Origin of the sequence: Ancylobacter sp. TS-1, assembly GCF_009223885.1 — a bacterium.
Classification (GTDB): Bacteria; Pseudomonadota; Alphaproteobacteria; order Rhizobiales; family Xanthobacteraceae; genus Ancylobacter.
Window position 1 is genome coordinate 176,191 of the sequence record NZ_CP045144.1, and the last position, 14,116, is coordinate 190,306.

At 69.1% G+C, this 14,116-nt stretch carries 13 protein-coding genes; 4 read left to right on the forward strand and 9 right to left on the reverse strand.

The window, feature by feature from the left end:
* The first annotated feature begins 229 nt into the window (after positions 1–229).
* Positions 230–1,465: an acyl-CoA dehydrogenase gene (locus GBB76_RS00890; RefSeq protein ID WP_152301539.1), complete on the forward strand. Its 1,236-nt coding sequence runs from the start codon at positions 230–232 to the stop codon at positions 1,463–1,465.
* A 146-nt stretch (positions 1,466–1,611) separates the two neighbouring features.
* On the opposite strand, the gene GBB76_RS00895 is transcribed toward GBB76_RS00890, so the two are convergent.
* From GBB76_RS00895 to GBB76_RS00915, 6 genes are all read right to left on the reverse strand, one after another.
* A complete protein-coding gene (locus GBB76_RS00895; RefSeq protein ID WP_152301540.1) occupies positions 1,612–2,013 on the reverse strand; it encodes a methylglyoxal synthase in 402 nt (133 codons plus the stop codon).
* A gap of 10 nt (positions 2,014–2,023) precedes the next feature.
* On the reverse strand, positions 2,024–2,473 hold the full coding sequence (locus tag GBB76_RS00900) for an Rrf2 family transcriptional regulator (RefSeq protein WP_152301541.1): 450 nt from the start codon (positions 2,471–2,473) through the stop codon (positions 2,024–2,026).
* Positions 2,474–2,586: 113 nt separating this feature from the next.
* Entirely contained in the window at positions 2,587–2,736 is a 150-nt protein-coding gene (locus GBB76_RS18695) for a hypothetical protein (protein WP_202911142.1), read from the reverse strand.
* 56 nt (positions 2,737–2,792) lie between these two features.
* Entirely contained in the window at positions 2,793–4,115 is a 1,323-nt protein-coding gene (locus GBB76_RS00905; protein ID WP_152301542.1) for an ATP-dependent RecD-like DNA helicase, read from the reverse strand.
* Between the two features lie 172 nt (positions 4,116–4,287).
* Positions 4,288–5,130 (reverse strand): EamA family transporter, encoded by an 843-nt coding sequence (locus GBB76_RS00910; RefSeq protein ID WP_152301543.1) that lies wholly within the window; start codon positions 5,128–5,130, stop codon positions 4,288–4,290.
* Between the two features lie 179 nt (positions 5,131–5,309).
* Positions 5,310–6,770 (reverse strand): NAD-dependent succinate-semialdehyde dehydrogenase, encoded by a 1,461-nt coding sequence (locus tag GBB76_RS00915; protein WP_152301544.1) that lies wholly within the window; start codon positions 6,768–6,770, stop codon positions 5,310–5,312.
* Between the two features lie 152 nt (positions 6,771–6,922).
* Between GBB76_RS00915 and GBB76_RS00920 the strand changes: the two genes are divergently transcribed.
* Together GBB76_RS00920 and GBB76_RS00925 are read left to right on the forward strand one after the other, a co-directional pair.
* Positions 6,923–7,432 carry an MgtC/SapB family protein gene (locus GBB76_RS00920; RefSeq protein ID WP_152301545.1) on the forward strand — a complete coding sequence of 170 codons (510 nt, stop codon included), beginning with the start codon at positions 6,923–6,925 and terminating at the stop codon, positions 7,430–7,432.
* Positions 7,419–7,598, forward strand: a complete 180-nt coding sequence (locus GBB76_RS00925; RefSeq protein ID WP_152301546.1) for a hypothetical protein — start codon at positions 7,419–7,421, stop codon at positions 7,596–7,598. The genes GBB76_RS00920 and GBB76_RS00925 overlap by 14 nt, the downstream gene beginning before the upstream one ends.
* A 16-nt stretch (positions 7,599–7,614) precedes the next feature.
* Here the strand turns inward: GBB76_RS00925 and GBB76_RS00930 are convergent, their stop codons facing one another.
* Positions 7,615–10,305, reverse strand: a complete 2,691-nt coding sequence (locus tag GBB76_RS00930) for a DNA translocase FtsK (protein ID WP_152301547.1) — start codon at positions 10,303–10,305, stop codon at positions 7,615–7,617.
* A 161-nt stretch (positions 10,306–10,466) separates the two neighbouring features.
* A complete protein-coding gene (locus GBB76_RS00935; protein ID WP_152301548.1) occupies positions 10,467–10,787 on the reverse strand; it encodes a GNAT family N-acetyltransferase in 321 nt (106 codons plus the stop codon).
* Between the two features lie 221 nt (positions 10,788–11,008).
* Here GBB76_RS00935 and GBB76_RS00940 point away from each other — a divergent pair, with 221 nt between their 5' ends.
* On the forward strand, positions 11,009–11,620 hold the full coding sequence (locus GBB76_RS00940) for a nitroreductase (RefSeq protein ID WP_152301549.1): 612 nt from the start codon (positions 11,009–11,011) through the stop codon (positions 11,618–11,620).
* A gap of 98 nt (positions 11,621–11,718) precedes the next feature.
* On the opposite strand, the gene GBB76_RS00945 is transcribed toward GBB76_RS00940, so the two are convergent.
* Entirely contained in the window at positions 11,719–13,893 is a 2,175-nt protein-coding gene (locus GBB76_RS00945) for a malate synthase G (RefSeq protein ID WP_152301550.1), read from the reverse strand.
* Between the last annotated feature and the right edge of the window lie 223 nt (positions 13,894–14,116).

Genomic DNA, 14,116 nt, shown 5'->3' on the forward strand with positions numbered 1-14,116 from the left:
TGCCCTGTTCTTCATCACCGCCGCCCAATGCAGCAACTCAAACACGTGTCTCAAAGTTGCGCAATCACACCCCCGGCCCCGACCAAAGTCGCATGACGTAGCGGATACCGCACGTTGCCGGTGGCCTGCGACCGTCGTCGAGGTGCAAGCCATCGTGCGAAGTTGTAAGAGCAGGGAGCCGGCGTTCCGCCCCGATCTTCTGCCGCCGGCCCTTCGGGAGAGTCGTTCCATGAGTGCCGCGCCGTCCTCAGCCCCCGCTGCAGCTTCCGCCGCCCCTTCGGCCCGACGGGCCGAATTCGACTGGACCGATCCGTTCGCCTTCGACGGCCAGCTCACCGAGGAGGAACGGCTGGTGCGCGACACGGCGCGCGACTATGCACAGGAAAAGCTGCTGCCCCGCGTCACCTCCGCCTTTCTGGAGGAGCGGTTCGATCGCGAGATCATGAACGAGATGGGCGAGCTTGGCCTGCTCGGCCCGACCATCCCCGAGGAATATGGCGGCGCCGGCCTCGGCTACGTGTCCTACGGGCTCGTCGCCCGCGAGGTGGAGCGGGTCGATTCCGGCTACCGCTCGGCAATGAGCGTGCAGTCCTCGCTCGTCATGCACCCGATCAACGCCTATGGCAGCGAGGCGCAGAAGCGCGCATTCCTGCCGAAGCTCGCCACCGGCGAACTTATCGGCTGCTTCGGCCTCACCGAGCCGGATGCCGGCTCCGATCCGGGCGGCATGCGCACCCGCGCCGAGAAGATCGACGGCGGCTACCGCCTGACCGGTGCCAAAATGTGGATCACCAACTCGCCCATCGCGGATGTGGCGGTGGTGTGGGCGAAGTCGGCCGCGCATGACAACGAGATCCGCGGCTTCCTCGTGGAGCGCGGCACCAAGGGCTTCTCGACGCCGAAGATCGAGCACAAGCTCTCGCTGCGCGCCTCCATCACCGGCGAAATCGTGCTGGACGGGGTCGAGGTGCCGGAGGAAAGCCTGCTGCCCGGCGCCTCCGGCCTCAAGGGGCCGTTCGGCTGCCTCAACCGCGCCCGCTTCGGCATCGGCTGGGGCGTGATCGGCGCCGCCGAGGCGTGCTATGCGAGCGCCCGCCAGTACACGCTCGACCGCAAGCAGTTCGGCCGGCCGCTGGCGGCGACCCAGCTCATCCAGAAGAAGCTCGCCGACATGGCGACCGAGATCGCGCTCGGCTTGCAGATCGCGCTGCGCGCCGGCCGTCTGTTCGACGAGGGGACGCTGCCGGTGGAGACCATCTCGCTGCTCAAGCGCAATAATTGCGGCAAGGCGCTCGATATCGCCCGCCAGGCCCGCGACATGCATGGCGGCAACGGCATCTCGGCCGAATTTCCGGTCATGCGCCACATGGTGAACCTCGAGACGGTGAACACCTACGAGGGCACGCACGACATTCACGCGCTGATCCTCGGCCGCGCCATCACCGGGCATCAGGCGTTCTTCTGAGGGCGGGCTCCCTCAACCGTCATCCCGGACGGCGAAGGCCGATCCGGGATCGTATCCCCATTGGCGAGCGATCCCGGCTCTCCGGCTTCGCCTTCGGCCGGGATGACGTCGCAAGATCAGTGTTCGGAAGATCGGTCTTGGGCAGATCAGTCCTCGACCGCCAGCGCCGCAATCGCCATTTCGGCGGTGGCGGGGTTGAGTGCCAGCGGGATGTCGTAGACCAGCGCCACGCGCATCAGCGCCTTCACGTCAACATCGTGCGGCTGGGCGGTGAGCGGATCGACGAAGAACACCAGCGCGCGGACCTTCCCCTCGGCGATCAGCGCGCCGATCTGCTGGTCGCCGCCGAGCGGCCCGCTCTTGAGCCGTGTCAGCTGCAATTCCGGGCAGGCGTCGAGGATGCGCCCGCCGGTGGTGCCGGTGGCGACGATCGGGAAGCGGGCGAGCACATGGCGATGGGCGAGGGCCCACGCGACCATCTCGTCCTTCTTGCTGTCATGGGCGACAAGGGCGAGCAGCCCCGGGTCCCGCGCGGCGCCAGCGTTCATGAGCGGCGGCTCATATGTTGTACATCAGGTCGACATTGGGGGCTTCGGCGAAGGTGATCATGTCCTGCAGCGACAGGCGGTCGAGAATGTCCGACATGGCGTCGCGCACCTTGCTCATGGTGATGCGCACCGAACAGGTCGCGAGATCCTCGCAGTCCTGGCAGGGGACATAGGCGCTCTTGCTGGCGCAACCGATCGGGGCCAGCGGTCCATCCAGCGTGCGGATGATGTGGCCGATGCGGATCTCGCGCGGGGTGCGCGCGAGCGCATAGCCGCCGCCCGGCCCCTTCTTGGAGCGCAGCATGCCGGCATTGCGCAGTTCAAGCAGGATCGCGTCGAGGAACTTCTTCGGTATGTTGTTGGCTGTGGCGATTTCCTGGCCCATCGCGCTCGAACCGGGCTCGAGCCTCGCGAGGAAAAGCATCGCCTTCAGGCCGTATTTGCCCTTGTTGGTCAGCATGTCCGCACATCATCCAGCATGCGTGGCAAGAGCGAATCCCCCGCAATTGATACGCTATATAGATGGTAGATCAGCCGAACTTTTACCAGAAACCGTAATTCGGCACCGCTGAGTCAGCCTGCGGAACCGGCGGCAACCGTCACCGGCGCTGCGACCTGTTCGTCGCGGAAGGGATGCGCGAAAAGTACGGCGCCGATGACCGCACCATAGGCCAATGCAAACAGCAGCGTGTCGCGATAGCGGCGGATGCCGGCCTTGGCCATGGGTCCCTCTCCGGTGAGGGTATTAATCTATCGATAATATAGAATTTGTAAACCCCTCAGGCGGGGAGCGTCGCCGCGGCCTCGAAGGCGGCCGTGAAGGCGGCCACGCGGCGGTCGATGCGGATGTCCGAGGCGCGCAGCGGCCGGGCCAGCGACAGCCCCTCCAGCGAGCGGGCGCGCGACAGCGCGACATAGGCCTGACCGGCGGCGAAGGCGCCGCTGTCGAAGTCGATGCGCACGTCCTCAAGGGTCAGGCCCTGCGCCTTGTGCACCGTCACCGCCCAGGCCGGCACGAGAGGAAGCTGGCTGTAGCTGCCGACCACCTTGGCCGCCACCTTGCCCGTCGCCTCGTCCCAGTCGTAGCGGATACGCTCCCAGCTTGTGCGCTCGATCTCGACGATCCCCGCCCCGTCGAGCCGGACATAGGCGCGGTCCGGGGCGAGGCCGGTGACGGTGCCGACCGAGCCGTTGACCCATTGCTTCTCGGGGTCGTTGCGCACCGTCATCACCCGCGCGCCGACCTTCAGCGCCAGCGCCTCCGGCACCGGCAGGCGGTCATTGGCGAGGTCGAACTCGCCCTCGCTCTTGCCCTCATAAAGCCGGCCCTCGTCGTAGAGCGCCTCGAGGCCGCGCCGGTTATAGGCGTCGACGCGCATATTGGTCGGCGCCAGCACGACCGGGATGCGGCCGGGCCGGTGCTCGCGGAACGAGGCCTCGTTGATGGCGGCGACCGCCTCATGCACGTAGCGGCCCATGCGCAGCTCGGCGAGATGCTCGACGAAATAGGCGTCGGTCTGGCGATGCACCTGCAGGAAGGGCAGCCGCGCCGGCTCCACCTCCCGCAGCACGCGGGCGTCGAAGGCGAAAGGCCCCTCATAGCCGAGATGGCCGAGGATCTCGCGCTCGGCCGTGGGCACCACCGGCGGCAGTTGCAGGAAGTCGCCGACCAGCACCACCTGCACGCCGCCGAAGGGCTCGGGATTGCCGCGCGCGATGCGCAGGCTACGGTCCACCGCGTCGAGCACATCCGCCCGCACCATGGAAATCTCGTCGATGACCAGCCGTTCCAGCTTCTTCATCAGCGTGCGCTTTGGCGAGCGCGGCTTGACCTGATCAGGGTCGACGAGGCGCGGCGGCAGGCCGAAGAAGGAATGGATGGTCTGCCCGCCAAGCTGGAGGGCGGCGACGCCGGTCGGGGCGAGGAAGGCCTGCCGGCTGCCGCCATGCCGCCGAAGCGTGTGCAGGAAGGTCGTCTTGCCGGTGCCCGCGCCGCCCAGCACCATCACCACGGGCGCGCCCTGGCCCACCACGGTGAGCGGGCCGGCGAAGGCCTCCACGGGGACCGAGGGACGAATCGGCAGGGCGGGTGTCTCGTTCATCGGCGCAATGGAGCACAGGCGGGCGGGAAGGGCGACATCACCCGCGCCGTGGCGTTGTTCGTCATCCCGGACGGCCTGCGGCCGATCCGGGATCGCTCGCCGTCGTGGAACGCGATCCCGGCTCTCCGGCTCCGCCTTCGGCCGGGATGACGGAGGCCAGAGCGGCGTACCCTCAGTGCAACTTGATCAGCGCCAGCCCGGCAACGATCAGCACGGCGGCGAGGATGCGCTCGCGGCGCAGTGGCTCGTGCAGCACCACGACCGCGATGACGGCGCCGAACAGCACGCTGGATTCGCGCACCGCCGCGACGAGGCCGATGGGTGCCTTGGTCATCGCCCAGATCGAGATCGAGTAGGCGGCGAGCGACATCGCCCCGCCGGCAAGGCCCGGCCCGATGAAGGAGAGCGTCGGCGCCAGCGCGCGCGGTCCCTTCCAGGCGAGGCCGAACAGGGTGATGACCACGCTGTCGGCGACGAACAGCCAGGCGGAATAGAGGTGCGGGCTGCTGGCGGCGCGGGCGCCGAGCCCGTCCACCAGCGTATAGGCCGTGATGGAGAGCCCGCACATCAGCGCGAGGCGCAGCGCCGTGCGGTCGATGGCGGCCAGGCCTGCGCGCCGCCAGGCGATGGTGAGGATGCCCAGCGCCAGCAGCGCCACGCCGAGGAAGCCCTGCGCGTCCACCGCCTCGCCCACCAGCGTCACCGACAGGATGGTGGTGAGCAGCGGCGCGCTGCCGCGCGCCAGCGGGTAGACCAGCCCCATGTCGGCGCGCCGGTAGGCCCCGCTCAGCGTCAGGTAATAGACGAGATGGATGAGGACCGAGGCGAGGATCCAGGGCCAGACATGCGGTTCCGGCAGGCCGAAATAGAGCGCCGCCGGCAGCGCGATGACGCCGCAGGCGGCATTGATCAGCACCACGGCGAGGAACGGGTCGAGCCGGATCTTCAGCACCGCGTTCCAGCCCGCGTGCATCGCGGCGGCGGCGATGACGGCGAGGAAGACGCTGGGTTCCATGGAACGGCCCGGCCGGAGGGAAGCGCAAGCGGCAGGCTTTAGCCGATTCCGCCGGCGATGCCGAGCGTGGCGAAGCCGGGCGGCACCCAACGGGCATGGCGCCGTCCGCGCTCCCGGAAGTGCCGGGACGGAAAGGGCCGCGCCGGGGCGCGACCCTCGAAATCGTGGCTTGTCCTCGCTCAGACCCCGAGCTGGGTGACGAACTTGGTGTTCACATAGGCTTCCATCGCCTCGGTGCCGCCTTCCGAGCCGTAGCCGGAATCCTTGATGCCGCCGAACGGCACTTCGGGGAGGGCGAGGCCGTGATGGTTGATCGACACCATGCCGCTCTCCACCCGGCGGGCGAACTCGTCGGCGCGGGTGGCGGAGGTGGTGTAGGCATAGGCCGCGAGGCCGTAGGGCAGGCGGTTGGCCTCGGCGATCACCGCCTCCGTCGAGGAGAACGGCATGATCGGCACGATGGGGCCGAACGGCTCCTCATTGAGGATGCGGGCATCGGCCGGCAGGTCGGTGAGCACGGTCGGCTCGAAGAAATAGCCCTTATTGCCGATGCGCGCGCCGCCGGTGCGCAAAGTGGCGCCCTTCGAGACCGCGTCGGCGGTCAGTGCCTCCATGGCCTCGACGCGGCGCGGATTGGCGAGCGGGCCCATGCGCACGCCGTCCTCCAGCCCGTTACCGACCTTCACGCCCTTCACGGCCTCGGTGAAGCCGTCGACAAAGCGGGAATAGAGGTCCTCATGCACGAGGAAGCGGGTCGGCGAGACGCAGACCTGCCCCGCATTGCGGAACTTGGCGCCGGAAAGCAGCTTGATCGCCACTTCCACATCTGCATCCTCGAACACCACGGCCGGGGCGTGGCCGCCCAGTTCCATGGTGACGCGCTTCATATGGGCGCCGGCGAGCGCGGCGAGCTGCTTGCCGACCACGGTCGAGCCGGTGAAGGAGATCTTCTTCACGATCGGATGCGGGATCAGATACTGCGAGATTTCGGCCGGCACGCCGAAGACGAGATTGACCACGCCCGCTGGCACGCCGGCATCGGCATAGGCGCGCACCAGCTCGGCGCAGCTCGCCGGTGTCTCCTCCGGTCCCTTGAGGATGACGGCGCAGCCCGCGGCCAGCGCGGCCGATACCTTGCGCACCGCCTGGTTGATCGGGAAGTTCCATGGCGTGAAGGCGGCGACGACGCCGACCGGCTCGCGGTGGACGATCTGCTGCACGCCGGCGGCACGGGCCGGGATCAGCCGGCCGTACTGGCGCCGGCCTTCCTCGGCGAACCAGTCGATGATGTCGGCGGAGGCCAGCGTCTCCATGCGGGCTTCCGGCAGCGGCTTGCCCTGCTCCATGGTCATGAGGACGGCGATCGTCTCATGGCGCTCGCGCAGGATCTCGGCGGCCTTGCGCATGATCTTGTAGCGCTCGTGCGGCGGGGTGTGGCGCCACACGGCGAAGCCCTTCTCGGCGGCAGCCAGCGCCGCGTCGAGATCGGCGCGGCTGGCATGGGCGAGCGTGCCGAGTTCCTCTTCCGTCGCCGGGTTGATGACCTTCTGGCTGGCCGGCGCGCCGCCATGGCCGCTGCCCCCGCGCCACTGGCCGTCGATGAAGAGCAGGACGTCGGGATAGGACACGGAATGCTGCATGGCCGAACCTTTCGGGATAGGGTGCTGGGGCATACCTAATCGTCCCGACGTCGGACGGAAAGGGGCAGACCCGGCCTGACGCAGGGGAATTGGATCCAATTTTCGCAGGCGCGGAGCCGACGTCCCTCAGGCGCCGGGCGCGTGGAGGCCCGATGGTTCTGGACGGCGTCGATCTCGACAACCTGCTGCGCCTGCTGGCCGCGACCCTGATCGGCATGGCGGTCGGCACGGATCGCGACCTGAAGGGCAAACCAGGGGGCATGCGCACGCTCGGGCCGGTGTGCATGGGCGCGACGCTGGTGTCGCTCACCGCGCTGCAGGTCGGCGAACTGAACCAGCATCCGGACGCGACCAGCCGTGTCGTGCAGGGCGTCCTGCAGGGCGTGCTCACCGGCGTCGGCTTCATCGGCGCGGGCGTCGTCCTGCGCAGCGAGGCGGACGGTCACGAGGCCCATCGCCTCACCACGGCGGCCACCGTGTGGGCGACGGCGGTGCTCGGCATTGCCTGCGCGCTGGCGAGCTGGAACCTGATCCTGCTCGGACTGGTCTTTACCGTCGTGCTGCTGGTGGTCGCCAATCCGCTCGAGCGGATCGTCGAGCGGCTGGCCGCCCGTCGGGCCGCCTCACGGAACGAGGAGGCCGGCCCCGATGCCGACCGCTGACGGTTCTTCCGAGGAGACCGCCCCGTCGGCACAGGGCCGCCCGGGCCGGTCGCGCACGCCGTGGCCGCATGGGCGCCGGCGCAACTGGCGCGCGGCGCTCATGCTCGCGGCGGCGGCCGTGCTGATGGCGGCCGGCCTGTCGATCTGGTCGTCGCTGGAGCCCTGAGGCGGGGCCTCCAGCGTCAGCGCGAATCCTTCAGGATCTCGCGCTTGCCGGCATGGTTGGCCGGGCCGACGATGCTCTCATTCTCCATCCGCTCCATGATCGAGGCGGCGCGGTTGTAGCCGATCTGCAGCCGGCGCTGGATGTAGGAGGTCGACGCCTTGCGGTCGCGCAGGACCACGGAAACCGCCTGATCGTAGAGATCGCCGGCATCCTCCGCGCCCATGGCGGACTTGTCGAACACGGCGCCGTCCTCGGCGGCCGGCTCCTCCTCGTCCTCGGCGGTCACCTCGTCGAGATATTCCGGGCGCGCCTGCGCCTTCAGATGCTCGACGACGCGCTCGACCTCGCGGTCGGAGACGAAGGGTCCGTGCACGCGCGAGATGCGCCCGCCACCGGCCATGTAGAGCATGTCGCCCTGGCCGAGCAGCTGCTCGGCGCCCATCTCGCCGAGGATGGTGCGCGAATCGATCTTGCTCGTGACCTGAAAAGAGATACGGGTCGGGAAGTTGGCCTTGATGGTGCCGGTGATGACGTCGACGCTCGGGCGCTGCGTCGCCATGATCAGGTGGATGCCGGCGGCGCGGGCCATCTGGGCGAGGCGCTGGATGGCGCCCTCGATGTCCTTGCCGGCCACCATCATCAGGTCGGCCATCTCGTCCACGACGATGACGATGTAGGGCAGGGGAGCGAGATCCATGATCTCCTCCTCCTCCAGCAATTCGCCGGTCTCCTTGTCGAAGCCCTTCTGCACCGTGCGGGTGATGATCTCGCCCTTGGCGGCGGCCTCCGCCACACGCGCATTGAAGCCGTCGATGTTGCGCACGCCGAGGCGGCTCATCTTGCGGTAGCGGTCTTCCATCTCCCGCACCGCCCATTTCAGGGCGACGATGGCCTTCTTCGGATCGGTGACGACCGGGGTCAGCAAATGCGGGATGCCCTCATAGACGGAGAGTTCCAGCATCTTCGGGTCGATCATGATCAGCCGGCAGTTTTCCGGCTTGTGCCGGTAGAGCAGGCTCAGGATCATGGTGTTGATGGCGACGGACTTGCCAGAGCCGGTGGTGCCGGCGACCAGCAGGTGCGGCATGCGGGCGAGGTCGACGATGACAGCTTCGCCGCCGATGGTCTTGCCGAGCCCGATGCCCAGCTTGGCCTTGGCGGCCTCGAATTCGTGGCTGGCCAGCATCTCGCGCAGCCACACCGTCTCGCGGCGCTGGTTGGGCAGCTCGATGCCGATGACATTGCGCCCTTCCACCACGGCGACGCGGGCGGAGATGGCGCTCATCGAACGGGCGATGTCGGCGGACAGGCCTATGACGCGGCTGGACTTGATGCCGGGCGCTGGCTCAAGCTCGTAGAGCGTGACGACGGGGCCGGGATTGGCGTCGATGATCTCGCCGCGCACGCCGAAATCGTGCAGCACTTGCTGGAGCTTCACCGAGTTGCGGTCGAGGAATTCCTCGGAAAGCTCGTAATCCGGCTCGTTCTGCGGTGGCTCGGTGAGAAGGTCGAGCGGCGGCAGCTCGTATTCGTCGGTCTCTGCGCGCACAGGACGCGGCGGGGCGACGGGACGTGCGGCGGCGGGCGCGGGCCGGGGCGTAGAGACCGGCGCGGCAGCTACGGGAGCGGCGGTCACCGGAGCCGCGACGACGGGGGCGGGCACCACCGGCGCGGGCGCGGCCACGGGCTGGGGCGCCGGCGCGACAGAGACCGGAACCAGACCAAAGACCGGCCAGGAGAACGACACGTCGAGCGGCGTCGCCGCGTAGCCCTCGAAGCCGCCGAGGGTGACGGGTCGCGGGGCCGATGCCGGGGTGATGTTGTCGGACGCAGCGGCAATGAGCGTGCCTGCGCCGGGCAGCTCGTCCACCAAAGGCCCGCCCGCGAAGGGCTCGTCCTCGAAAACGTCGTCCTCGAAGGCTTCCGCCTCGAGAATCTCTTCCTCGAAGAACTCCTCCTCGAAGGCTTCATACGCCTCGATTTCCTCGCCTTCGTCATCGGCGGCGAGGACGTGCGGATACGCTTCCTCGCCTTCGCCGTCATCCTCGAAGGCGTCATCGAGGAAGCGGGGCGTCCGCATGGCGTCGTTGGCGGCGACGAGCGTGTCGTCGAGCGACCAGCCCGGCAGGCCGGAGAAGGCGCGGGCCGGGGCAGCGGTTGCGGGCTCGGGCGGCAGGGGCGCGCGCGCCTCGACGAGGGCGGGCTCCGGCGACGGTGCCGTGGGAGCGGCCTCCGGCGCCTCGGCGGGTGTCGGCTGCGCCGCCAGCGCGCGGCGGGCATGGGCGGCGATCAGCGCCTTGGGCACGGCGCCCAGCGGCGGCTTGCGCGGCGGCACGCGCAGCACCGGGGTCTGCGAGGGGCGCGGCGGCGCGGCTGGCTCGGTGGCGGCGGTCGCGGGTGCTTGGGGCTCGGCCGGCACAGGGGCGGGCGCGGCGGCCGGCGGCTGGCGCAGCAGATAGTCCGGCGTGCGGGTGAAGCGGGTGTTGGGCGGCATGGTGAAGGGCTGAAGCCAGCTCGGCACCACCTCACGCGTCGTCGTCGCGGCGGCGGACTTGGCGGCCTTCGCCGAATGCCCCTTCGGCGCCTGCGGCGCGTGCGTCACCTGCGGATTGGCCCGCGAGAAGGGACGGGTTGGGCGCGGGGTGCCACCCGTCGTCTCGGAAGCCTTGTCCGCACTGGGATCGGAGGGACGCGCCGGGTTACGCATGGACGCCAGAACCTTTACCGCTTGGCCTTGCGCCGGGTGCGCTGAAGGCGCCGCCTCGGCCATGCTCCATGGTTAGGAGCACAGCGTTAACGAACGGTATGGAGCGGCGTGAATTCCCCGGCCTGTGGACGGCGGGACGCAGGCCGCGCCCCGCCGTGACCTCAGACCGGAAGGCCGAGCGTGGCGCGGATTTCGGGCGCCAGAAGGTCGTGCGTCTCGGGATGCTTCATCACGTAGCGCCCGAACACCGAGCAGCGCGGGATGACCGACAGCCCGTTCTTGCGCGCGCTCGCGAGGCCAGCTTCCACGAGCCGCGTCGCGATACCGCGCCCGCCGAGCTCGGCCGGCACCTCGGTGTGGGTGAAGATGATGTGGTCGGGCGCCAGCACATATTGCGCGAAGGCGACATGCCCGTCCTGCTCGATCTCGAAACGGTCGGCGGCGCGGTTGTCGCGCACCGGGATTTCACCGTTGATGCTCATTCTCTGCTCCTTGGGGACGCCGCTGGCCGGCGCCGGTTATGGCTCGGCCGCGTCGCCGGCCGATGGGATATTGTCGACCAAAACAGGCCGCGAGTCGCCCCCTTGCCGCTGGGCGGTCAGGGACATTGCGAGCGACGCGAGCGACATGGCGCGGACAGGTTTCGGTCGCCCGCCTGCGGGGGATATGGGATAGCGGGGCGAAACAGAAAGGCTTCGCCCCCATGAACCACGTCCGACGTCCCGCTTCGCCCGACCTGCTCGCCGCGCTGGAAGGCCGCCGCTCGGTGTCGGCGGCCGCGCTCGCCGCGCCCGGGCCGGATGCGGACGAGACATCGCGGCTGCTCGCCATCGCCGCCCGCGTGCCGGACCACGCCATGCTGGTGCCGTGGCGCTTCATCGTCATCGAGGGGGAGGCGCGCGCGGAACTGGGCGCGCTTCTGGCGGACGCTTATCGCGCCGGCAACCCGCAGATGGTGCCGGAGAAGCGGGAGAAGTTCGCCGGCATCATGTCGCGCCTGTTCCCGGCGCCGCTGACGGTGGTGGTGGTCAGCCGGCCGGTCGGTGGCACGATGATCCCGCAATTCGAGCAGGAGCTGTCGGCCGGGGCGGCGTGCATGAACCTGCTGACCGGGGCAAAGGCGATGGGGTTCCATGCGATCTGGGTGACGGGCTGGGCGGCGACGCACCCCGAAGCCTGCCGCCTCCTCGGCGTCGGCGAGGGCGAGCGGGTGGCCGGCATCGTCCATGTCGGCACGGCGGCCGGCGAGGAGCCGGGCGAGCGCCCGCGCCCGGATGTCGCCGCGCTCACCACCCGCTGGGCGCCGCCGGACTGACCGAGGCAGCGGCGGGAAACGGAAAGGCCGCCCCGGTTTCCCGGGACGGCCTTTCGCGTCGGCGTTGTCCGGCGCGTCCTCGATCGCTCGATCGGCGGTCAGGCGGCGGCCTGGGCCTGCTTGGCCTCGCGGCGGCGGCGGGTCAGGACGAATTCGGTGTAGCCATTGGCCTGCGCACGGCCCTCGAAGATGAGGTCGCGGGCGGCGCGGAAGGCGAAGCCGTCATAGGCCGGGGCCATCGGCACGTAGCTCGAATCGCCGGCATTCTGCCCGTCGACGACCTTGGCCATGCGGCGCAGCGTCTCCTCGACCTGCGCCGGGGTGACGACGCCGTGCAGCAGCCAGTTGGCAACGTGCTGCGAGGAGATGCGCAGCGTGGCGCGGTCTTCCATCAGCCCGACATTGTGGATGTCCGGCACCTTGGAGCAGCCGACGCCCTGGTCGACCCAGCGCACGACATAGCCGAGGATGCCCTGGATGTTGTTGTCCAGTTCCTCCTGCACCGCCGCCGGCTCCCAATTGCCGCGATCAACGACCGGAATGGTCAGCAGGTCGCGCTTCGTGGCGGGCGTGCGCGAGCGCAGCTCGGCCTGACGCTTGAACACGTCGACCTTGTGGTAGTGCAGCGCGTGCAGCGTCGCGGCGGTCGGCGAGGGCACCCAGGCGGTGTTGGCGCCGGCCAGCGGGTGCGCGATCTTCTGCTCCAGCATGTCGGCCATGCGGTCGGGCATCGCCCACATGCCCTTGCCGATCTGGCCGTGGCCGTCGAGATGGGCGGCGAGGCCGGCATCGACGTTGCGGTCCTCGTAGGACTTGATCCAGGGCTGCGCCCGCATCTCGTTCTTGCGCACCATCGGACCCGCCTCCATCGAGGTGTGGATCTCGTCGCCGGTGCGGTCGAGGAAGCCGGTGTTGATGAAGACGATACGCTCGCGGGCGGCGCGGATGGAGGCGGAGAGGTTGGCGCTGGTGCGGCGCTCCTCGTCCATGATGCCGATCTTGAGCGTGTTGTGCTCCAGACCGAGAAGCTCCTCGACGCGGGCGAACAGATCGACCGCGAAGGCGACCTCCTCGGGGCCGTGCATCTTCGGCTTGACGATGTAGACCGAGCCGGTGCGGCTGTTGCGCAGCTTGCCCGTGCCCTTGAGGTCGTGCAGTGCGATCAGCGTGGTGACGGCCGCATCGAGCACGCTCTCGGGGATCTCGTTGCCGTTGGCGTCGAGCACCGCGTCGGTCAGCATGTGCTGGCCGACATTGCGCACCAGCATCAGGCTGCGCCCGTGCAGGGTCAGCTCGCGGCCGTCGGCCGCCGTGTAGCGGCGATCCTCGGCGAGGCTGCGCTCCACCGTCTCGCGGCCCTTGGCGAAGCTGGCGCTGAGCGTGCCCGTCATCAGGCCGAGCCAGTTGCGGTAGACGAGGACCTTGTCCTCGGCGTCCACCGCCGCGACGCTGTCCTCGCAGTCGACGATGGTGGTCACGGCGGCCTCGATCACGATGTCGGCGACGCCGGCCGGGTCGGTCTTGCCGATGCGGTGGGTGCGGTCGATCACGACGTCGATGTGCAGGCCATGATTGACCAGCAGGATCGAGGACGGGGCCTCGGCCGTGCCGTCGAAGCCGGCGAACTGGGACTGATCCTTGAGGCCGACCACGGCGCCCGAGGCGGTCAGCGCCTGTAGCTGGCCCTCGAACACGCGATAGGCGGCGACGTCGGCGTGGCTGCCGGAGGCGAGCGGCACGCTCTCGTCGAGGAAGGCGCGGGCGCGCTCGATGACGCGCTGGGCGCGCACCGTGTTGAAGCCGTTGGAGCGCGAGGCGCCGTTGTCCTCGGGCAGCGCGTCGGTGCCGTAGAGCGCGTCGTAGAGGCTGCCCCAGCGGGCATTGGCGGCGTTGAGCGCGTAGCGGGCATTCGTCACCGGCACGACAAGCTGCGGGCCGGGGATACGGGCCAGTTCATCGTCCACCTTGCCGGTGACGACCTCGAAGGGCTCGGGCTCGGGCAGGAGATAGCCGATCTCGGCGAGGAAGACCTCGTAGGCAGCGGGATCGACCGGCTTGTTGCGGTGGGCGCGGTGCCAAGCGTCGATCTGGGCCTGGAGCTCGTCGCGGCGCTTCAGCAGTTCCGCGTTGCGCGGCGCGAAATCGCGCACCATGCCGGCGAAGCTCTCCCAGAAGGCGGCTACGTCGACCCCGGTGCCCGGAATGGCTTCCTTATTGATGAAGTCGACAAGGGCGGAATCCACCTTCAGGCCGGCGACGTCGGTGTAGCTCATGACGGGTCCCTTCACGCGAGCGAAAGACCGGTCCGCGCAGGACCGGCACAGCTGTGTTCTGCAATAAACAAAAGTGCGAGTGCGACGCAACATCGCACATAGTCGGAGTTCTGCGTCTGGCAAGGGGCGCCTATGCGAATTCAACGGCTTATGTCGGGTTCGCAGTGCATCATTCGGCGCGAATGCCGTGGCAAAGAGGGTCATCCCGGAGCGCCCGGCCTAC